Genomic DNA, 19,080 nt, shown 5'->3' on the forward strand with positions numbered 1-19,080 from the left:
ATACTGCAAAAAGAGGTTGAATAACATTGAAAACAGTAAGTCAATTAATAGATATGAAACAAAAGCAAACTAAAATTTCTATGGTAACAGCTTATGATTTTCCAAGTGCTAAACAAGTGGAAGCAGCGGGTATTGATATGATTCTTGTTGGGGATTCACTTGGTATGACTGTATTAGGTTATGAAAGTACCGTACAAGTGACGTTAGCAGATATGATTCATCACGGTCGTGCAGTAAGAAGAGGCGCACCAAATACATTTGTAGTTGTTGATATGCCGATTGGTGCAGTAGGCATCTCTATGACACAAGACTTAAATCATGCTCTAAAGCTTTATCAGGAGACGAATGCAAATGCAATTAAAGCAGAAGGAGCGCATATTACACCATTTATTGAAAAAGCAACGGCAATTGGTATTCCTGTTGTTGCACATTTAGGATTAACACCTCAAAGTGTTGGCGTTATGGGGTATAAATTACAAGGTGCAACGAAAGAAGCAGCGGAGCAACTTATTTTAGATGCGAAAAATGTAGAAAAAGCTGGTGCAGTTGCGTTAGTACTTGAAGCAATTCCAAATGATTTAGCAGAGGAAATTAGCAAGCACTTAACAATTCCAGTCATTGGTATTGGTGCAGGAAAAGGTACAGATGGTCAAGTATTGGTTTATCACGATATGTTAAATTATGGTATTGAACATAAAGCGAAATTTGTGAAGCAATTTGCTGATTTTAGTGTTGGTGTGGATGGTTTAAAGCAATACGATCAAGAAGTTAAATCTGGTGCATTTCCATCAGAAGAATATACGTATAAAAAGAAAATTATGAATGAGGTTAATAACAATGACTAAGCTGATTACTACGGTAAAAGAGATGCAACACATTGTTAAAGCAGCCAAACGCTCAGGCACAACGATTGGTTTTATCCCAACAATGGGTGCCTTACATGATGGACATTTAACGATGGTACGCGAATCAGTTAGTACAAATGATATTACAGTTGTGAGTGTATTTGTTAATCCATTACAATTTGGTCCAAACGAAGATTTCGATGCTTATCCGAGACAAATTGATAAAGATTTAGAATTAGTATCAGAAGTAGGGGCGGACATTGTTTTTCATCCTGCAGTAGAAGATATGTATCCAGGTGAATTAGGTATTGATGTCAAAGTAGGTCCATTAGCTGATGTGTTAGAAGGAGCGAAGCGTCCAGGGCATTTTGATGGGGTGGTAACAGTAGTTAATAAGCTATTTAATATTGTTATGCCGGATTATGCTTATTTTGGTAAAAAAGATGCCCAGCAATTGGCTATTGTCGAGCAAATGGTAAAAGACTTCAATCATGCCGTTGAAATTATTGGTATTGATATCGTTCGAGAAGCAGATGGTTTGGCGAAAAGTTCAAGAAATGTTTATTTAACGGAGCAAGAACGACAAGAAGCGGTACATTTAAGTAAAAGTTTGCTATTAGCACAAGCGTTGTATCAAGACGGTGAACGTCAAAGTAAAGTAATTATAGACAAGGTTACTCAATATCTTGAATCACATATAAGTGGACGCATTGAAGAAGTTGCTGTTTATAGTTATCCTCAATTAGTAGAACAACACGAAATAACTGGACGCATATTTATCTCGTTAGCTGTCAAATTTTCAAAAGCGCGTTTAATAGATAATATAATAATTGGAGCTGAATAAAGTGATAAGAACAATGATGAATGCTAAAATTCATAGAGCAAGAGTGACTGAGTCAAATTTAAATTATGTAGGTAGCATTACGATTGATTCAGATATATTGGAAGCGGTAGACATCTTGCCAAATGAAAAAGTAGCCATCGTGAATAATAATAATGGTGCACGTTTTGAAACATACGTAATAGCTGGTGAAAGAGGTAGTGGTAAAATTTGTTTAAACGGTGCAGCGTCAAGACTTGTTGAAGTAGGCGATGTAGTCATAATCATGACTTATGCACAGTTGAATGAAGAAGAAATTAAAAACCATGCACCTAAAGTAGCAGTAATGAATGAAGACAATGTCATTATTGAAATGATTCATGAAAAAGAAAATACGATAGTGTTATAAAATTAAATAGCCATCAATAATAAAAAGGGCCACACCTTGGTTTAAGATTCCAAGCGTGTGGCTTTCTCTTGTTATACAGTCCTATCACTATGTCACTTTTAATCAAAATCGACCGTAATTGTTGCATATCAATTAACGATAGGAATGATTAATTGTGAATCATATTTACTACCAGTATAAATCATGTGCATGCCTTTATTTACGGTTTCTTCATGTTCATAACGTGTTTTCATGCCAGGGGTACTATTACCAATTACAATTTCACTACCTTTTACAACAACTTCCAATGTTTCGCCTTGTTTAAATAGCGTGCCTGAAGGTAACAATTCGATTTCAACAGGTACAATCTCATCTTGTGACAACTTTAATTCTGTTTCATGTTTATGCCAAGGTTGCGCGATTGTGGATTTTTCTTGATCTAATTCACGATGTGATACGCGTAACCAACCAGTAGCTACTTGACCATTTTCAATATGATTAAAATCAGGGAAGTTAACTTCATTACCACGACGATCTAACTTTTTAATACCTGTAAATAAATCCATATCGTCTGAGTCTGTAGTGCTTACCCATAGTTTTAAGTTCATGTTTCCAACTAACTCAGTATCTTTGTCAAACGTATATTTAAAACTTATATCTTGTCGTTTATCTTCAGAGTCATATTGTGCGACATGCGCGCTACTGATCTTTGCATGATTCAATGTGTGATTTTCAGCATTCAAATACAATGGTGTATATTCTGTGTTAGGTAAAGGGAACGCTGACGCTGATTTGAATTCGCCTTTATAAAATTGATCTCTAACTTCATAAATGACATGAGGCGTATCTTTCCAATCGTTATTTTCTTCTTTAAGGTAAAAATCAAAGAATGATTTTTGGCGTTCGAGATTTTCTCTAGCATAGTAACTTTCCCACTCTTTACGTCCATGCACATATAGCCATTTTTCTTCTGATGCTGCTTGTTTAAATCCTTCAAAAGAGCCACGGTTGTGCAAACCTTGTGTAGACCAACTAGCACATGTTAGTAGAGGTGTTTTAATTTGTGATAATGGCACTTGACGCTGTTTCCAAAAATCATCGAACAAAGGGTGTTCTTGTTGTGCTTGAATCAAATCTTCGATATTTGGATTATCTGTCCATCTCGCAAAAATACCTTGAGTCCAGAAACGATAAAAGCCAGTATCCGTTATACCTCCGTGAAAGGCTACTTCTCTATACATATCATTTAAGCCTTCCCAAGGAATCATTGCTTTTAAATGTGGTGGATTTAATGATGCGACCCACCATTGAGTCACCGCAAGATAAGAAACGCCATTTGTCCCGATGTTTCCATTACTCCATGACTGATTTGCTGCCCACTCAATCACTTCGTAATAATCTTCCGCTTCTCTTTTTGACCATGGAGATAAGACGCCTTTTGATTTGTCACTACCGCGTAATGCAACTTTAACTACAACATAATCATTTGGCACCCAAAATCCTGGGTCTGGTGATTCTTCAGGTGTAAAACTAGATGTCGGAATGGCGCCTAATGTTGGCCAAAGGGCACCCATATTTGTGATTTTAGGCTTATTATCTTTACCGTAAGTATCTGCAGACATAACTACAGGGAATTTGCCATCTTTATTTGGTCTGAAAATATTAATATATAATTTTTCGCCATCGCGCATTTCCACAGTGACATCTTTTTCCATAATCATTTCTTGATTTCCATATTGAACACTGTCGACAACGATGTGGTTAATACCGGCTTTCACTTCATTGACATGAGTTACAGTTAATTTTGGATTTCCTAGTAAATGTTGGTTCATTGTTATCACCTTTTTCTGTTTGTTTGTATCACCTATATTAAACAGGTAAACATTGTGTGCCAATCATCAATGTTGGAGATTTGTAGGATAATGAACATAACATTTATAATTGTTTATAATCATTGGGGAGGACTTGATACAAATGACTATAGATCGACGTATTAGAAAATCACAAGTTGCAATGAGAAATGCATTTATTGAACTTTTACATCAACACCAATTAGAAGAGATTACTGTGCAACAAATTGCAGATTTAGCTGATGTTAACCGTAGTACATTTTATACGCATTATTATGATAAGTATGATTTGCTTGAAAAATTAGAGGACCAGCAGTTGGAGGAAATAAGAGACTTCATTCATGATGAGAAGTTAAATGGAGCAGTTAAGTTATCCACGGATAACATACATCAAATTATGACCGTTTTAATAGAAATGATAGAAAAAGACATCGCATTTTATCAATTGATGTTTCGTATGGGTAAAGATTCAAATATCCACGAAAAACTTTATGATTTAATTATGTGTCATTTGCAACGTTATAAAAATGAAAATGATCAAATTAATGGTATACCATTTTCCTATTTCATGAGTTATGTTTCAGGTGCGGGATTGTCTTTGATAAGACATTGGGTAGAAGATCCAAACCGTATAGACAAAGTTGACTTAATAAGGCATTTTAATACGATTGTCAATCAAGGGCCAGCAACGATAATTAAAAATATACAATAAAAAAAGGCAAGCCATGAATTAAGAGTGGCTTGCCTTGCTAAATAACATAAGCTTATTAAATGATATCTTTATCAATAACGTTATTGTTGGATTGCAGTATAGTCTTGACCATGTAACATCCAACGAACACCGTATTTATCGGTAAAGATGCCCATTTTGCCACCCCAGAATTGGTCAGCAAACGGTAATTCTATTTCAATTGAAGAATGATCTTTAATTTGCTCATAGAATGCTTCAACTTTATCAGCATTTTCCTTATTGTTAACATCATAATCAATTAATAATGATATGCCATTATTAATTTTGTCAGCGCGACCAAAAGAATCAGAACATAGCACTTTTACACCAAGCACTTCAAACTCAGCATGCATAGTTGCTTCTTGTGCATCTTCCTTAGTCATACCAAAATGTGACGCTTGTTCTTCGCCAACTTCTAAACGTTTAACGTCAGTTGCACCAAATACTTCTTCGTAATATGCAAGGGCTTCTTTTGAATTTTCAAAAGCGATATAAGGGAATAATGCTGTCATGTAAAACACCTCAATGTATTATTTTTATTACTAACACTATATTACATTAAAAAATGGCAAAAGTATAACTTTTACGATGAATTGAAGTCAATCTTTTGTAAAATACACGATAAATTGTAAGATGAAATTGATTTAAATGAAGTAAACATATATATATGACATACAAAAAATGAAAATGACACAGAGACGTATGTGTTGTTTAGTGTTTTAAAATTCAAGTTTAAAAAATGCTTTTAGATACATAAGGGATTTTCAAAATATAAATGCATTAAAATGAATTTCTAACTTTTTTGACTGACATTTAATATGAATCATATATAATAGAAGTTAATGATTAAATGTGGGAGGTTAAATCATGATTAATGCTGAACCTATTATCAGTAAAATGAAAAATCAAAAAATTAATTATGACAAGGTGTTGAAGAAATTAATCGGGCAGTGGGAAAGAGAAGCAATCAGACCTAAAATCTTATTGCATAGTTGTTGTGCACCTTGTAGTACATATACATTAGAGTTTTTAACACAATATGCAGACATTGCAATTTATTTCGCGAATTCAAATATTCATCCGAAAAATGAATATTTACGACGTGCTAAAGTGCAAGAACAATTTGTGGAAGATTTTAATCGCAAGACTGGTGCGAATGTGAAGTATATTGAAGCACCTTATGAACCGCATAAGTTTGTGAAAATGGTGAAGGATAAAGAATTAGCTGATGAAAAAGAAGGCGGCTTACGTTGTACCGCTTGTTTTGAAATGCGTTTGGATATTGTAGCGAAAGCAGCTGTAGAACATGGCTATGATTATTTTGGCAGTGCAATCACGTTATCACCTAAAAAGAACGCACAATTAATCAATGAACTTGGTATGGATGTCCAAAAAATATACGATGTGAACTATTTGCCAAGTGATTTTAAGAAAAGTAAAGGTTATGAGCGTTCCATAGAAATGTGTAATGACTATAATATCTTTAGGCAGTGTTATTGTGGATGTGTCTTTGCAGCGATGCAACAAGGTATTGATTTTAAAACAGTTAATAAAGAAGCGAAAGCATTTTTAGAACAATATCCAGATTAATCATTGGAAATAAGATAAAAGGCAGGCGCATATACAAGCCATGCCCTATTAAAAATTATCAAATAGAAACCCGAGACTTTAGTGAAATGAATCATACTAAAATCTCGGGTTATTTATATCATCGTAAATATTGTAGCTATCATGAATAACTGGATTCTGAGACATAAAACAATGTCTCACTCTAATTACATCATTTTATGAACAAATCTTATAATTGCTAAAATGACAATGATAAGTGTTGAAATAAGTGAAAACACTTTAAACTTTTTGTAGTCATTTTTCGTTTCATTTTCTCCTGTTTTCATCATTTCACGTAGCTCTTGCTCGATTTCTAAATCAAGATCTGTTTTACGATAACCATTCAAACCTTGACGTTCATCTTCTTCAGGTTGATTTTGTTGCTGTGTGTCTTTGTTGTCAGAAGTCGCTACTGTTTTTTTATTATCTGTTTCTTTAGTCATAACAAACGCCTCCGTTATAAAACGCTATATTTAATGATATGTGATATTTAAGCCATTATTTTGAAAAATGGTGATAAATATATCTTCTTGAGTTATATCATAATTTTAATAAGACGATTCAGCAAGTTTTAAAGTGTTATTTGACTACGTTGGATTAGGCATCTAGTCCTATAATATCACTGACATTGTCAAAATGATGATCTTTTAAGTAACGTGTGATGCCTTTGTTCATTTTCTTAGTTAAACCTGGGCCTTCAATAACAAGTGATGAATAAATTTGAATAAGTGACGCACCGTGACGCATCATTTTGATTGCATCTTCAGTACTGAATACGCCGCCTGTACCTATAATTAAAAATTCACCATTTGTTTGCTGATAAGCATACTTAATCAATTTTAAATTACGTTCAAATAATGGACGACCACTCAAACCGCCTTCTTCGACTTTATTAGCAGAAGTTAAACCATCTCGTTGTCGCGTTGTGTTTGCTAAGATGATACCGTCAAATGTCTCAGTAATCGCTGGTAATAGTGCTTTTAAGCCATCGAAATCCATATCAGACGTTAGTTTTAAGTAAATTGGCACTGTTACATCGTGCTGTTTTTTAAATGTTGTCAAAGCTTGACATAACATTGAAAATTCATCTTTATCATGGAAATTTTGAAGGTTTTCAGTATTTGGAGAACTGATATTGACTGTGAAAAATGAAACGTCGTGTTTAAACGTATCAATGACTTTTATATAATCTTGATAACGCGCTTCATAAGGTGTCATTTTATTCACACCAACATTGATACCAACAGGTACTTGATAAGCATTTTTACGCAAATGACTGAGTGCTTTGTTCATACCAATATTATTGAAGCCCATACGATTTATCAAGGCATCATCTTCTAATAATCTGAACATGCGTGGTTGAGGGTTACCCGGTTGAGGTTTAGGTGTGATACCACCTAATTCTAAAGCACCGAATCCAAGGTGTTCCAATGCTTTTGGTACTTCGCAAGATTTGTCGAAACCAGCTGCTAAGCCAATTGGATTGTCGTACGTATTACCTTGTATCGTTTGTGATAACGTTGGATTCTTATAAGTAAATAGTTTATCGACGACTGGGAATAAAACTGGAAATTTTTGTAACGTTTTTAATGCATCGATAGTTAGTCCGTGTGCTTTTTCGGGTTCGATTTTGAATAAGAAAGGTTTAATTAATTTGTACATGAGTATGCTCCTATTTCATTATATTTGAGGCTTACTATCCTCAACTTAATATATGTGAAATATATTCTTTTAATAGACTAGCATTTCCCTACATAATTTCCTAGTTAAAACTAAAAAGTTTTGAAAATTGACGCAAGTACCACAAATAAAATTGAGATTAAATCATCCTAATTAGGCAATATAATAGTATAAAGTAAGCGTAATGGAAGGTGTTTGTATGAATGAACAATGGTTAGAGCATTTACCTTTAAAAGATATTAAAGAGATTTCACCAGTGAGTGGTGGCGATGTAAACGAAGCATATCGAGTCGAAACGGATACGGATACATTTTTCTTACTTGTCCAACGTGGACGTAAAGAATCATTTTATGCTGCAGAAATTGCAGGTTTAAATGAATTTGAACGTGCAGGTATCACGGCACCTAGAGTAATTGCAAGTGGCGAGGTTAACGGTGATGCGTATTTAGTGATGACGTATTTAGAAGAAGGGGCTTCAGGGAGTCAACGCCAATTAGGGCAACTCGTAGCTCAATTACACAGTCAGCAACAAGAAGAAGGCAAATTTGGCTTCTCATTACCTTATGAAGGTGGCGATATTTCTTTTGATAATCATTGGCAAGACGATTGGTGTACCATTTTTGTCGACAAGCGCATGGATCATTTGAAAGATGAGTTGCTAAATAGAGGGCTATGGGATGCCAACGATATCAAAGTATATGACAAAGTGCGACGTCAAATTGTGGCGGAATTAGAAAAGCATCAAAGTAAACCATCTTTATTACATGGTGACCTATGGGGTGGCAATTATATGTTCTTACAAGATGGTCGTCCGGCGTTATTTGATCCAGCACCATTATATGGTGACAGAGAATTTGATATCGGTATTACAACGGTATTTGGTGGTTTTACGAGCGAATTTTATGATGCGTATAATAAACATTATCCACTCGCAAAAGGTGCATCCTATAGACTTGAATTTTATCGTTTATATTTATTGATGGTACATTTATTGAAATTTGGGGAGATGTACCGTGATAGTGTTACGCATTCTATGGATAAGATTTTACAAGATACAACAGATTAGTTATTACGTTAGATTAAGATAATAATATGCACAGATAATTTTATAATGAGAAGGCCTTCAGCTGCCTCAATAAAAATATTTGTGCTTTTTTATTGTTGGAAAATAAAATTTTAATCTCTATTGTTAATTTCTATAATACAAAACAAGATTGAGTTGCAATAAAAGTGATTTTCTAACTTTTTGTTCAATAAAATTCTAGGAATGATACATATTTATTGATACAATAATTTTGAATATAATCACAAAACAATATTTAAGTATAATTGAATGTTTGAATATCATATATTGATACAGTTTCTAATAATTTTAAAATAATTTAAATGGGAAGAGGTGTAAATGATGAGTACAGTTCAAAGTGATATTTTTAAGACTAATAGTGCATCATCATCTATTAAAAGCGCTGTTGAAACATGTAATAATGTGTCGAAACCGGATAAAGATGAAAGTACAACAGTAAGTGGAAATAATAATGCTCATAGTGTGATAGATGATTTGATTAGTAAGAATCAATCTGTTGCTGAAGCAATACGAACTGCGAGCGATAATATACAAAAAGTTGGTGAGGCTTTTGACCAAACTGACGTAATGATTGGTAATGAAATTGGTAAAAATTAAAACGTGGTGAAATGATGTCGAATAAACTTGATGGAATCAATAAGATGATCACAGCGAAACATAAGCAAATGGATGACTTATATGATGAAAAGCAAGAGGTTAAAGCATTGATAGATGAAAGCGATGCGCTTAATCATTCGATAGAACAATTATATCAACATTTAGGTGAGCGTTATTATAGTAGCAATATGGCTAGTCGTATGGAACAGTTCCGCGATGAATTTCATTTTGCGAAACGACGTTCAACGGAAGCGTTATACGAGCAGCAACAGCAAATTCAACATGACATTCGTAAAGCGGAAGAAGAGATGATTGACTTGGAAATGCGAAGAAATATCGAAATCGAGATGGTGACAAAGGAGGAAAATAAATGGAAACAATAGGAAGCATTATTTATTTAAAAGAAGGTTCGCAAAAGTTAATGATTATTAATAGAGGACCAATTGTAGAAATTGAAAATCAAAAGTATATGTTTGACTATTCTGCATGTAAATATCCGATTGGTGTTGTGGAAGATGAAATTTATTATTTTAACGAAGAAAATATAGATTCAGTTATTTTTAAAGGTTATTCTGATCAAGATGAGGTTAGATTTCAAGAGTTGTTTGATAATATGAAACAAAATTTGGATAGTGAAATACAACGTGGAGAAGTTACGCCACAATAAAGAAATACTTTATATTTATTGGAGGGACGCCGAAATAAATTTTGTAAAAATATCATTTCTGTCTCACCGCCAAAATGTTATCTCCAAGTACTGAGGCTGGATGATACCATGAAATGTCATTCATAATCATTTGAACTAACCGTTGCATCCTTAAATTTAATAAAAAAGACACATACCAACTTCCGAAATGTAGATGAATTCTCTACAATAGCGGAAGTTTTTCTTTTAATATTGAAATTTCTCAAGGATAGGTCTATACTTTATAAATCGTAATTATTACGATTTATAATCAAAAACAATAACTTGAAATAGATCATTGAGGGAGTGTTAATATGCAACATCATAAAGTGGCTATTATCGGTGCCGGTGCTGCAGGTATAGGTATGGCCATTACCTTAAAAGATTTCGGTATAACAGATGTCATTATTTTAGAAAAAGGAACAGTAGGACATTCATTTAAACATTGGCCGAAATCGACCCGTACGATTACGCCATCATTTACGTCTAATGGATTTGGCATGCCTGATATGAATGCAATTTCCATGGATACTTCACCAGCATTTACTTTTAATGAAGAACATATTTCCGGAGAAACATATGCTGAATATTTACAAGTGGTTGCCAACCATTACGAGCTGAATATCTTTGAAAATACAGTTGTCACAAATATATCTGTAGATGATGCATATTATACGATTGCAACGACAACAGAGACATATCACGCGGATTATATCTTTGTCGCAACAGGTGATTATAATTTCCCTAAAAAGCCATTTAAATATGGTATTCATTATAGTGAAATTGAAGACTTTGATAACTTTAATAAGGGGCAATATGTGGTTATCGGAGGTAATGAAAGTGGCTTTGATGCTGCATATCAACTTGCAAAAAATGGCTCTGACATCGCACTTTATACTAGCACAACCGGTTTAAATGATCCGGATGCTGATCCTAGTGTTAGATTGTCACCTTATACACGTCAGCGACTAGGTAATGTCATTAAGCAAGGAGCTCGCATTGAAATGAATGTGCATTATACAGTTAAAGATATTGATTTTAACGATGGACAGTATCATATCAGTTTTGATAGCGGACAAAGTGTGCTTACGCCTCATGAACCAATAGTAGCAACTGGCTTTGATGCAACAAAAAATCCAATCGTTCAACAATTATTTGCGACAACAAATCAAGATATTAAATTAACAACACATGATGAATCGACACGTTATCCGAATATTTTTATGATTGGTGCAACAGTTGAAAATGATAATGCCAAATTATGCTATATCTATAAATTCAGAGCGCGATTTGCAGTACTTGCACATCTTTTAACACAGCGGGAAGGCTTACCAGCTAAACAAGAAGTCATTGAAAATTACCAAAAAAATCAAATGTATTTAGATGATTATTCATGTTGTGAAGTGTCATGCACATGTTAGAAGTGAAATATGATATGAGAACGGGGCATTATACGCCCATACCTAATGAACCTCATTATTTGGTTATTAGCCATGCGGATAAACTTACCGCAACAGAAAAAGCGAAATTAAGATTATTAATCATAAAACAGAAATTAGATATTTCATTGGCAGAAAGTGTAGTTTCTTCGCCTATAGCGAGCGAACATGTGATAGAACAATTGACACTATTTCAACATGAACGACGACATTTAAGACCTAAAATAAGTGCGACATTTTTAGCCTGGTTGTTGATATTTTTAATGTTTGCATTGCCAATCGGTATCGCTTATCAATTTTCAGATTGGTTTCAAAATCAGTATGTATCAGCATGGATAGAATATTTAACTCAAACAACATTGCTCAATCACGATATATTACAGCATATATTATTTGGTGATTATGGTGTGCTATCACTTGGAACATATTCGCTCGTATGGGCATTGCCGGTCGTAATATTGATTAGCTTATCAACTGCTGTAATTGATCAAACAGGATTTAAATCATGGATGATATGGGCAATTGAACCTTCAATGTTACGGATAGGATTACAAGGTAATGATATCGTGCCACTATTAGAAGGATTTGGATGTAATGCAGCAGCTATTTCACAAGCAGCACACCAATGCCATACCTGCACGAAGACACAGTGTATGAGTTTAATAAGCTTTGGTAGTTCTTGTAGTTATCAAATAGGTGCGACATTATCTATTTTTAGTGTAGCTGGAAAGTCATGGCTATTTATGCCGTACTTAATATTAGTACTTTTAGGTGGCATCTTACATAATAGGATATGGTTGAAAAAGAATGATCAACAACTTAGCGTTCCGCTACCTTATGATAGGCAATTACATATGCCAAATATACGTCAAATGTTGCTACAAATGTGGCAAAATATACAAATGTTTATCGTTCAAGCGCTACCTATTTTTATCACAATCTGTCTTATTGTTAGTATTTTATCACTAACGCCAATTTTGAATGTTTTATCACAAATATTTACACCTATATTATCGTTATTAGGCATCTCGTCAGAATTGTCACCAGGGATTTTATTTTCAATGATTCGAAAAGACGGCATGCTCTTGTTTAATTTGCATCAAGGCGCCTTATTACAAGGAATGACAGCAACACAGTTACTACTACTTGTGTTTTTTAGTTCAACATTTACAGCGTGCTCGGTCACAATGACGATGCTTTTGAAACATTTAGGTGGTCAGTCAGCACTAAAATTAATTGGAAAGCAAATGGTGACATCATTGTCTTTAGTTATTGGTGTAGGCATCATTGTTAAAATAGTAATGCTGATTATTTAAAAAAGAAATGAACTATAACTGAATATAGAGTCATGTCAGTCAATAGGAAAGCTATCTTGGAATATGCTATTCATATGAAGTATAAGAGGAGAGTCGCAGATGAAAATAGTTATTATAGGTGGGTTTTTAGGTGGCGGTAAAACGACTGTCTTAAATCATTTGCTCGCTGAATCATTAAAGGAGTCGCTGAAACCGGCAGTTATCATGAATGAATTTGGCAAAATGAGTGTTGATGGTGCCTTAGTATCTGAAGACATACCTTTAAGTGAACTGACAGAGGGGTGTATCTGTTGTGCAATGAAAGCAGATGTATCAGAACAGTTACATCAATTATATTTAAAAGAGCAACCAGACATTGTATTTATTGAATGTAGTGGGATTGCAGAACCAGTCTCTGTCTTAGATGCTTGTTTAACGCCCATTTTAGCTCCGTTTACAACAATTACACATATGATTGGTGTTGTAGATGCAAGCATGTATAAACACATAAAATCATTTCCAAAAGACATCCAAGGCTTATTTTATGAGCAATTAGCATATTGTTCTGTCTTATTTGTTAATAAAATAGATTCAGCAGATGTTGAAACGACGAGCAAACTATTGAAAGATTTAGAAGTTATTAACCCAGAGGCCGATATACAAGTTGGTATGCATGGCAGCGTCACTTTGCCAATATCAGTTAGCCAAATGACAGCAACTTCTGACAATAAACATGAATCATTACACAAAACAATAAATCATCAATTTGTGCAATCACCAGCCAAATGTACTAAAGCACAGTTTATAAAACGTTTAGCATGCCTTCCGACTCATATTTATAGGTTGAAAGGGTTTATGACATTTGAAGACACCGCACATACGTATCTCATTCAATTTACACAAGGACAATATGAATTAACACCTGTAGCATTTTCAAAAAAAGTGCCAGAATATTTGGTGCTTATCGGAAAGGGTATTTCAAAAGAAGACTATCAATGTTTGGAACAGTAGTGTTTTCAGTGGAAGAGAATGGTTAACATGCCTTCATGTATAATAACGAGTTGATTTGAACGTTTAAGCGTAAATAAAAATAAGCTTGGTCAGCCATCAAATATAATTTGAAAACTGTCCAAGCTGTTTTATTAGAGAACGATCAATTAACCCCACATATTTAATAATACATCAGCAAAGCCTTCAGGTTTTTGAATATAACCTAAGTGACCGCCTGGAATATCTACAATAGGTATGCCAGTTTCTTTATTTATATAAAAGTTAACATCTTGTGGGAAGGAGCCTCTAGAATCTGTCCCATTTAGTAAGGTGATTTTATCGCTGTATTTTGTGAAATCATCCAAAGTAATATCTGAATGCGTATATTGTCTAATTTCAAATTTTGACCAGAACATCGTACGTTTGTACTGTTCTATACGTCCTTCTTCAGTATCAGCAGGTTGAGACATCATTTTTGCATCAATTGGTGCGATATTTAATGTTTCACCAAATGTTTTCATACCTTTTTCTAAGCCTTCTGTTAAAATTTGATGCACAATGTCATCATTTTTATCTTTCCAATAAGTACTGTCTGGTAAAAATGTATTAATTGGTGGTTCATGAAATGCAATCTTTTTAACGACTTCAGGGTAATCTTTTAACACATGCATCGCAACGATTGAACCTGAACTTGAACCTAATATATAGACAGGTTCATCACTTAATGACTTTGCAAGTTCGGCAATGTCCTGTGCGTCGCGTTTGACACGATAATCACTGTCAGGGTTAGAAGCGGAATCAGGGAGTGGTTCAGCTAACTCGCTTTCTCCATAATCACGACGATCAACGGCTACAACAGTAAAATGGTCTTTTAACTGTTCTGCAAGAGGTAGAAAAATGTCTCCGGTACCGTTTGCACCAGGAATAAAGATGAGCACGGGTCCTTGTCCGACTTGGTGGTAGCGTAATTTAGCGCCTTGTAATTCTAAAGTTTCCATATTCAATGACCTCCATTTGTTAATTGTTAGATGATAAACCTAATAATTTAGCACCATTTGTATAACTTATTTTCTCTTTTTCTTCATCTGTTAAACCCAGTTCATCTAAAAATACACCTAATTTTTCAGGCTCAATATATGGATAATCAGCAGCATAAAGAATTCTATCAATACCTGCTTCTTTCTTGACTAAATCAAACTGTGGCTTCGTTAACATACCACTCGGTGTGATATAAAAATTATTTTTAAAGTAATAGCTTACAGGGTGGTTCAAATGTTCAGCGAATAAAGCTTCATCCATACGTTCTAAGAAGAATGGGATAAACTCACCCCAATGTCCAATAATCATATTTAACTTTGGATAACGATCAAAAATGCCGGATAATACTAGATGTATTGCATGAATACCAACATCAATGTGCCAACCATAACCAAAACAAGCAAATGTTGCCGCGGTTACTTCAGGATAATTTCCTTTATAGTATGATTGATAAATGTCACTGTTAACTGGCGCGGGATGTAGATAAATCGGTACGCCTAAATTTTCAGCTGTTTTGAAAATAATGTCATATTTGTCTTGATCAAGAAAACCATCTTGTGCACGTCCCATAATGAGCGCACCTTTGAATCCTAAATCATTGATGCAACGTTCGAATTCTCGCGCTGCGGCTTCAGGCTCATTGATAGGTAAAGTTGCAAAGCCTACAAAGCGATTGGGATATTGTGCAATATAGTTTGCCAATTGATCATTTGCTTTTTGACATAATTCAATGGCTTTCTGACCAACTAAATTTGAAGGAGACCCATTTCCATAAGATAAGACTTGAATTTGAACGTCTTGATTATTCATAAATTGGATACGTTCATCATGATGTGATAATTCGTCGGCATTTGTAAAACCTGTCTTTTTTTCAAGGCCTTCTAACATTACTTTCATCGGCACACCTTTAGGATCTGCCGATATCGCATTCATCGTTTCTTTTTGAATATCTTCAATGACATAATGTTCTTCAAACGTAATACTTTTCATTTGATTCGCCTCCATATTGTTTTGCATGTATATTGCATCTATTGCAGAAGCATTTTTTATTTACCTCTAAATTCAATATTTGTAACATAAATTTGGATTACCAAGGCATTTCACCATTCCCATTAATAAATGTACCTGTCGGGCCATCTGCATCAATGGTTGCTAATTGAATGATTGGCTTGATCCCTTCAGAAACATGTTTTGAATTATTACTAAAATCACCAACTAAATCAGTGTTTGTAGCACCTGGATCAGCAGCATTGATTTGCATATTTGGTAATCCTTTAGCGTATTGTAATGTTAGCATTGTTACTGCCGATTTAGACGAACAATAAGCTAATGAATTCACTTTAGATTCAGCTGTTTCGGGGTTTGTAACCATTCCAAATGAACCTAAACCACTTGATACGTTGACGACAACAGGTTGTTCAGATTTTTCTAAGAGAGGGACGAATGTGTTCATCATTCGAACGATACCAAATACATTCGTTTGATATACTTCTTCAACGTCACGAGGTGTCAATTTAGAAGGTGTTGAAAATTGACCAGATATACCTGCATTGTTAATGAGGATATCAAGACGACCTTCTTTTTCAGCAATCATGTTATAAGCATTTTTGACAGAGTAGTCACTTGTAACATCTAACTGTACATAATGAACACCTAATTTTTGAGATGCTTGTTGTCCTCTTACGTCATTACGAGAACCTATATACACTTTGTAGCCCAATGCTTTAAGTGCCTCCGCACTTGCATAGCCTAATCCTTTATTACCACCTGTGATTAACACAATTTTAGTCATTACGTTCCACCTCATCTAAATAAATGTTTAATAAATAATTTCTATACGCTTCAATTGAAATATTGCGATGTTCTATTTGGAAATCAAATACACGTGTTGATAATGCTTGCAACAGCATATCTGTTTTGAACTTCGTGTAAATGTCGTCATCGCTTTTAAACAAGTCATAATAAAAATAAAATAATTCTTGATAAAATGCGCTTTGGTAAAAACGTAATTTATTGTTGCCTGCTTCAATACATTGCAGTAGTGCCTTATGGTCGATTTTAAATTGTAAAAGATAATCTAACGACACTTGCATAACCTCATAATTAGAATGATAGTCATCTTTAATTTGCTTAAAATGAGTGATAAAAATATCAAGGTCTCTTTGTATGACGTAGTAGCATAAATCGCTTTTATCTTTAAAATGTCGATACAATGTCCCCATACCGATACCTAGTTCTTTAGCAATACGATTCATACTAATGTTTTCAACGCCTTCTTCATCAAAAAGTTTGTGCGCTATTTCTTCAATTCGTTGCCTATTCTCTTTTGCATCTTTTCGCATGATTCCACCTACTTATAGTTCTCTAAAATTGACAAACGGATAACTCTCCGTTTATTATAAAACGTGTTAAGAAAGTTAGCAATGAATTTGCAATAACTATTAAATATCATAAAAGAAAAGAGTGTTGCGTATGTCTTTAAATAAAGAGCAAAGACGTATTACAGCTGAAGAATTGCAAGCACATTTTGAAGAATCTACCTTATCGGTTCAAATGATTGCAGGAAAACTGAATGTTACTACAGAAGATGTGGAAAAAGCATTAGCTATGAAAGCGCCACTAGGCATTTTTAGTCATCAATTACAACGATTTATTCATTTAGTATGGGATGTCAGAGATGTAATAAATGACAATATTAAGGAAAATGGACAAACACCAGAACCATATACGTATTTAAAAGGTGAAAAAGAGGACTATTGGTTTTTAAGATAAAAGGGGAGTGGATCTAAAATGAAAGATATTTTAGTAATAGGCGCAACAGGGAAGCAAGGTAATGCAGTTGTAAAACAGTTGTTAGAGGATGGATGGTATGTAAGTGCATTAACTAGAAATAAGAATAATCGTAAACTTTCAGACATAGGACATCCGCATTTATCAATCGTTGAAGGTGATCTGAGTGATAGTGTTAGTTTGCAATCAGCGATGAAAGGGAAGTATGGTTTATACAGTATTCAGCCAATCGTTAAAGATGATGTTAGCGAAGAATTAAGACAAGGTATGAAGATAATTGAAATAGCTGAGCAAGAAAATATTCAACATATTGTGTATAGCACTGCGGGAGGGGTTAATCGAAATCGAACAGGCCCACACTTTGAAGTACTAGCAAAAATAGAAAATAGATTAATGGAATCTAATATAAATGCAACAGTTATCAAACCATCATTCTTTATGGATAATTTTTTACGTATTGCTAAAGTCGAAGATGAACGTATTACATTACCAGAATTTATTAATCCGAATATAAAATTCACAATGATTTCTTCTATTGATATAGCTAAAATTGCATCGTATGTTTTTGAACATCCACAAAGCTTTACGCATCAATCAATAGAGATTGGTTCCGATGAAGTTACATTAAGTGAAGCAGCAACAATTTTTAGTGAAGTGACAGGTAAATCGACTGTTATAGAAGGAGAATTTGTTAGTGGTGTTGCAGAAAAGCAATGGTTGGAAGAAAAAGGTTATGAAGTAGACTTTGAATTAATGGCTGAAATAAATCCAACAAGATTATCATTAAGTGATTGGCTTAAAGTCCAAGACTATAATAAGTAATGAATGGGGTGCAATCATGATTCAATCAATGTGGTTTAATTTGCATGTGCAAGATTTAGAAAAGAGCGCACAGTTTTATAAAGCGTTAGGATTTAAAATAAATAGAAACCCACAAATGTTAGATAAAATGGTAGGCATTCAAATAGGTCAAACAACCGTAATTTTAATAGAAAACAAGCATTTTCAAAATGTAAGTCAGCAAAGCCTTAACACTGAACCAAATGAAGTGATGATTTCTTTAGGTGTGAATACAAATGAAGAAGTTGACCAGTTGGTGAATAAAGTGAAAGAAGCGGGTGGCACAGTCGTTCAAGAACCAACAGTAAGCCAAGGGTTTTATGGTGCAATGTTCAAAGATCTTGATGGACACCATTTTAATTTTTTAGTCTGCTAAAATGAAATTCTCAAAAGAATAAATA

The 19,080-nt window shown here is 34.1% G+C and carries 23 protein-coding genes and 1 pseudogene; 16 read left to right on the forward strand and 8 right to left on the reverse strand.

Annotated elements, in window-relative coordinates; translation table 11 throughout:
• Positions 1 to 26 precede the first annotated feature (26 nt).
• The 3 genes from panB to panD are packed head-to-tail and all read left to right on the forward strand — an operon-like array spanning position 27 to position 2,074.
• Positions 27 to 845 carry a 3-methyl-2-oxobutanoate hydroxymethyltransferase gene (gene panB, locus NST10_RS10460; protein WP_000860045.1) on the forward strand — a complete coding sequence of 273 codons (819 nt, stop codon included), beginning with the start codon at positions 27 to 29 and terminating at the stop codon, positions 843 to 845.
• The gene (gene panC, locus NST10_RS10465) at positions 838 to 1,689 is read left to right on the forward strand and encodes a pantoate--beta-alanine ligase (protein WP_000163741.1); all 852 of its coding nucleotides are present in this window, start codon (positions 838 to 840) and stop codon (positions 1,687 to 1,689) included. Before panB ends, panC begins: the two co-directional genes overlap by 8 nt.
• Before the next feature lies 1 nt (position 1,690).
• The gene (gene panD, locus NST10_RS10470; protein WP_000621532.1) at positions 1,691 to 2,074 is read left to right on the forward strand and encodes an aspartate 1-decarboxylase; all 384 of its coding nucleotides are present in this window, start codon (positions 1,691 to 1,693) and stop codon (positions 2,072 to 2,074) included.
• 128 nt (positions 2,075 to 2,202) lie between these two features.
• Here the strand turns inward: panD and NST10_RS10475 are convergent, their stop codons facing one another.
• Positions 2,203 to 3,885 (reverse strand): CocE/NonD family hydrolase, encoded by a 1,683-nt coding sequence (locus NST10_RS10475; RefSeq protein ID WP_339209800.1) that lies wholly within the window; start codon positions 3,883 to 3,885, stop codon positions 2,203 to 2,205.
• Positions 3,886 to 3,941: 56 nt separating this feature from the next.
• On the opposite strand from NST10_RS10475, the pseudogene NST10_RS10480 reads away from it, so the two are divergent.
• Together NST10_RS10480 and NST10_RS10485 are read left to right on the forward strand one after the other, a co-directional pair.
• Positions 3,942 to 4,050 (forward strand): annotated as a pseudogene (locus NST10_RS10480) (hypothetical protein).
• Positions 4,028 to 4,615 (forward strand): TetR/AcrR family transcriptional regulator, encoded by a 588-nt coding sequence (locus tag NST10_RS10485; protein ID WP_000151114.1) that lies wholly within the window; start codon positions 4,028 to 4,030, stop codon positions 4,613 to 4,615. The pseudogene NST10_RS10480 and the gene NST10_RS10485 overlap by 23 nt, the downstream one beginning before the upstream one ends.
• Positions 4,616 to 4,695: 80 nt before the next feature.
• Here NST10_RS10485 and NST10_RS10490 read toward each other — a convergent pair whose 3' ends face one another.
• Positions 4,696 to 5,145 (reverse strand): glyoxalase/bleomycin resistance/extradiol dioxygenase family protein, encoded by a 450-nt coding sequence (locus NST10_RS10490; protein ID WP_339209801.1) that lies wholly within the window; start codon positions 5,143 to 5,145, stop codon positions 4,696 to 4,698.
• 355 nt (positions 5,146 to 5,500) lie between these two features.
• On the opposite strand from NST10_RS10490, the gene NST10_RS10495 reads away from it, so the two are divergent.
• Complete coding sequence (locus NST10_RS10495; RefSeq protein WP_000606210.1) at positions 5,501 to 6,223, forward strand: epoxyqueuosine reductase QueH; 723 nt, start codon at positions 5,501 to 5,503, stop codon at positions 6,221 to 6,223.
• 185 nt (positions 6,224 to 6,408) lie between these two features.
• Here the strand turns inward: NST10_RS10495 and NST10_RS10500 are convergent, their stop codons facing one another.
• Entirely contained in the window at positions 6,409 to 6,684 is a 276-nt protein-coding gene (locus tag NST10_RS10500) for a hypothetical protein (protein WP_000159835.1), read from the reverse strand.
• Positions 6,685 to 6,838: 154 nt separating this feature from the next.
• Positions 6,839 to 7,903: a quinone-dependent dihydroorotate dehydrogenase gene (locus NST10_RS10505; RefSeq protein WP_000277421.1), complete on the reverse strand. Its 1,065-nt coding sequence runs from the start codon at positions 7,901 to 7,903 to the stop codon at positions 6,839 to 6,841.
• Positions 7,904 to 8,120: 217 nt separating this feature from the next.
• On the opposite strand from NST10_RS10505, the gene NST10_RS10510 reads away from it, so the two are divergent.
• The 7 genes from NST10_RS10510 (at position 8,121) to NST10_RS10540 (ending at position 14,032) form a co-directional block, all read left to right on the forward strand.
• Positions 8,121 to 8,987 (forward strand): fructosamine kinase family protein, encoded by an 867-nt coding sequence (locus NST10_RS10510; protein ID WP_001005516.1) that lies wholly within the window; start codon positions 8,121 to 8,123, stop codon positions 8,985 to 8,987.
• Between the two features lie 336 nt (positions 8,988 to 9,323).
• Positions 9,324 to 9,602 (forward strand): TIGR04197 family type VII secretion effector, encoded by a 279-nt coding sequence (locus NST10_RS10515; protein ID WP_000987947.1) that lies wholly within the window; start codon positions 9,324 to 9,326, stop codon positions 9,600 to 9,602.
• 14 nt (positions 9,603 to 9,616) lie between these two features.
• Positions 9,617 to 9,985 (forward strand): hypothetical protein, encoded by a 369-nt coding sequence (locus NST10_RS10520; RefSeq protein ID WP_000066361.1) that lies wholly within the window; start codon positions 9,617 to 9,619, stop codon positions 9,983 to 9,985.
• Positions 9,973 to 10,269 (forward strand): DUF4176 domain-containing protein, encoded by a 297-nt coding sequence (locus NST10_RS10525; protein WP_000447706.1) that lies wholly within the window; start codon positions 9,973 to 9,975, stop codon positions 10,267 to 10,269. The genes NST10_RS10520 and NST10_RS10525 overlap by 13 nt, the downstream gene beginning before the upstream one ends.
• A 332-nt stretch (positions 10,270 to 10,601) precedes the next feature.
• Positions 10,602 to 11,708, forward strand: coding sequence for an NAD(P)/FAD-dependent oxidoreductase (locus NST10_RS10530; RefSeq protein ID WP_001163755.1), 1,107 nt, complete (start codon positions 10,602 to 10,604; stop codon positions 11,706 to 11,708).
• Complete coding sequence (locus NST10_RS10535; RefSeq protein WP_000895198.1) at positions 11,702 to 13,042, forward strand: nucleoside recognition domain-containing protein; 1,341 nt, start codon at positions 11,702 to 11,704, stop codon at positions 13,040 to 13,042. Before NST10_RS10530 ends, NST10_RS10535 begins: the two co-directional genes overlap by 7 nt.
• 99 nt (positions 13,043 to 13,141) lie before the next feature.
• Entirely contained in the window at positions 13,142 to 14,032 is an 891-nt protein-coding gene (locus tag NST10_RS10540) for a GTP-binding protein (RefSeq protein WP_000706528.1), read from the forward strand.
• A gap of 146 nt (positions 14,033 to 14,178) precedes the next feature.
• Here the strand turns inward: NST10_RS10540 and NST10_RS10545 are convergent, their stop codons facing one another.
• The 4 genes from NST10_RS10545 to NST10_RS10560 all read right to left on the reverse strand — a co-directional run bounded on the left by NST10_RS10545 (position 14,179) and on the right by NST10_RS10560 (position 17,391).
• Entirely contained in the window at positions 14,179 to 15,009 is an 831-nt protein-coding gene (locus NST10_RS10545) for an alpha/beta hydrolase (protein WP_000448898.1), read from the reverse strand.
• Positions 15,010 to 15,028: 19 nt separating this feature from the next.
• Entirely contained in the window at positions 15,029 to 16,039 is a 1,011-nt protein-coding gene (locus NST10_RS10550; RefSeq protein ID WP_000836424.1) for an amidohydrolase family protein, read from the reverse strand.
• 97 nt (positions 16,040 to 16,136) lie between these two features.
• Positions 16,137 to 16,841, reverse strand: coding sequence for an SDR family NAD(P)-dependent oxidoreductase (locus NST10_RS10555; protein ID WP_000161837.1), 705 nt, complete (start codon positions 16,839 to 16,841; stop codon positions 16,137 to 16,139).
• Entirely contained in the window at positions 16,834 to 17,391 is a 558-nt protein-coding gene (locus tag NST10_RS10560) for a TetR/AcrR family transcriptional regulator (RefSeq protein WP_001224184.1), read from the reverse strand. The genes NST10_RS10555 and NST10_RS10560 overlap by 8 nt, the downstream gene beginning before the upstream one ends.
• Positions 17,392 to 17,521: 130 nt before the next feature.
• Between NST10_RS10560 and NST10_RS10565 the strand changes: the two genes are divergently transcribed.
• Genes NST10_RS10565 through NST10_RS10575 form a run of 3 tightly spaced genes read left to right on the forward strand, consistent with a single transcriptional unit; the run spans position 17,522 to position 19,055 of the window.
• Complete coding sequence (locus tag NST10_RS10565) at positions 17,522 to 17,821, forward strand: DUF2316 family protein (RefSeq protein ID WP_000055857.1); 300 nt, start codon at positions 17,522 to 17,524, stop codon at positions 17,819 to 17,821.
• Positions 17,822 to 17,839: 18 nt separating this feature from the next.
• Positions 17,840 to 18,661, forward strand: a complete 822-nt coding sequence (locus NST10_RS10570; protein ID WP_000651847.1) for an NmrA/HSCARG family protein — start codon at positions 17,840 to 17,842, stop codon at positions 18,659 to 18,661.
• Between the two features lie 16 nt (positions 18,662 to 18,677).
• Positions 18,678 to 19,055 carry a VOC family protein gene (locus NST10_RS10575; RefSeq protein ID WP_000616227.1) on the forward strand — a complete coding sequence of 126 codons (378 nt, stop codon included), beginning with the start codon at positions 18,678 to 18,680 and terminating at the stop codon, positions 19,053 to 19,055.
• Positions 19,056 to 19,080: the final 25 nt, after the last annotated feature.

The sequence above is a fragment of the Staphylococcus sp. FSL W8-0305 genome (genome assembly GCF_037966415.1).
Taxonomy (GTDB): Bacteria; Bacillota; Bacilli; order Staphylococcales; family Staphylococcaceae; genus Staphylococcus; species Staphylococcus aureus.

What these genes read in the sequence shown, in the direction of transcription:
- NST10_RS10500 (WP_000159835.1), bottom strand. Translation starts at nt 6,684, where the DNA reads ATGACTAAAGAAACAGATAATAAAAAAACAGTAGCGACTTCTGACAAC.
- NST10_RS10510 (WP_001005516.1), top strand. Translation starts at nt 8,121, where the DNA reads ATGAATGAACAATGGTTAGAGCATTTACCTTTAAAAGATATTAAAGAG.
- NST10_RS10550 (WP_000836424.1), bottom strand. Translation starts at nt 16,039, where the DNA reads ATGAAAAGTATTACGTTTGAAGAACATTATGTCATTGAAGATATTCAA.
- NST10_RS10490 (WP_339209801.1), bottom strand. Translation starts at nt 5,145, where the DNA reads ATGACAGCATTATTCCCTTATATCGCTTTTGAAAATTCAAAAGAAGCC.
- NST10_RS10545 (WP_000448898.1), bottom strand. Translation starts at nt 15,009, where the DNA reads ATGGAAACTTTAGAATTACAAGGCGCTAAATTACGCTACCACCAAGTC.
- NST10_RS10485 (WP_000151114.1), top strand. Translation starts at nt 4,028, where the DNA reads ATGACTATAGATCGACGTATTAGAAAATCACAAGTTGCAATGAGAAAT.
- NST10_RS10520 (WP_000066361.1), top strand. Translation starts at nt 9,617, where the DNA reads ATGTCGAATAAACTTGATGGAATCAATAAGATGATCACAGCGAAACAT.
- NST10_RS10515 (WP_000987947.1), top strand. Translation starts at nt 9,324, where the DNA reads ATGATGAGTACAGTTCAAAGTGATATTTTTAAGACTAATAGTGCATCA.
- NST10_RS10475 (WP_339209800.1), bottom strand. Translation starts at nt 3,885, where the DNA reads ATGAACCAACATTTACTAGGAAATCCAAAATTAACTGTAACTCATGTC.
- NST10_RS10560 (WP_001224184.1), bottom strand. Translation starts at nt 17,391, where the DNA reads ATGCGAAAAGATGCAAAAGAGAATAGGCAACGAATTGAAGAAATAGCG.
- NST10_RS10525 (WP_000447706.1), top strand. Translation starts at nt 9,973, where the DNA reads ATGGAAACAATAGGAAGCATTATTTATTTAAAAGAAGGTTCGCAAAAG.
- NST10_RS10530 (WP_001163755.1), top strand. Translation starts at nt 10,602, where the DNA reads ATGCAACATCATAAAGTGGCTATTATCGGTGCCGGTGCTGCAGGTATA.
- NST10_RS10505 (WP_000277421.1), bottom strand. Translation starts at nt 7,903, where the DNA reads ATGTACAAATTAATTAAACCTTTCTTATTCAAAATCGAACCCGAAAAA.
- NST10_RS10535 (WP_000895198.1), top strand. Translation starts at nt 11,702, where the DNA reads ATGTTAGAAGTGAAATATGATATGAGAACGGGGCATTATACGCCCATA.
- NST10_RS10565 (WP_000055857.1), top strand. Translation starts at nt 17,522, where the DNA reads ATGTCTTTAAATAAAGAGCAAAGACGTATTACAGCTGAAGAATTGCAA.
- NST10_RS10575 (WP_000616227.1), top strand. Translation starts at nt 18,678, where the DNA reads ATGATTCAATCAATGTGGTTTAATTTGCATGTGCAAGATTTAGAAAAG.
- NST10_RS10555 (WP_000161837.1), bottom strand. Translation starts at nt 16,841, where the DNA reads ATGACTAAAATTGTGTTAATCACAGGTGGTAATAAAGGATTAGGCTAT.
- NST10_RS10540 (WP_000706528.1), top strand. Translation starts at nt 13,142, where the DNA reads ATGAAAATAGTTATTATAGGTGGGTTTTTAGGTGGCGGTAAAACGACT.
- NST10_RS10570 (WP_000651847.1), top strand. Translation starts at nt 17,840, where the DNA reads ATGAAAGATATTTTAGTAATAGGCGCAACAGGGAAGCAAGGTAATGCA.
- panC (WP_000163741.1), top strand. Translation starts at nt 838, where the DNA reads ATGACTAAGCTGATTACTACGGTAAAAGAGATGCAACACATTGTTAAA.
- NST10_RS10495 (WP_000606210.1), top strand. Translation starts at nt 5,501, where the DNA reads ATGATTAATGCTGAACCTATTATCAGTAAAATGAAAAATCAAAAAATT.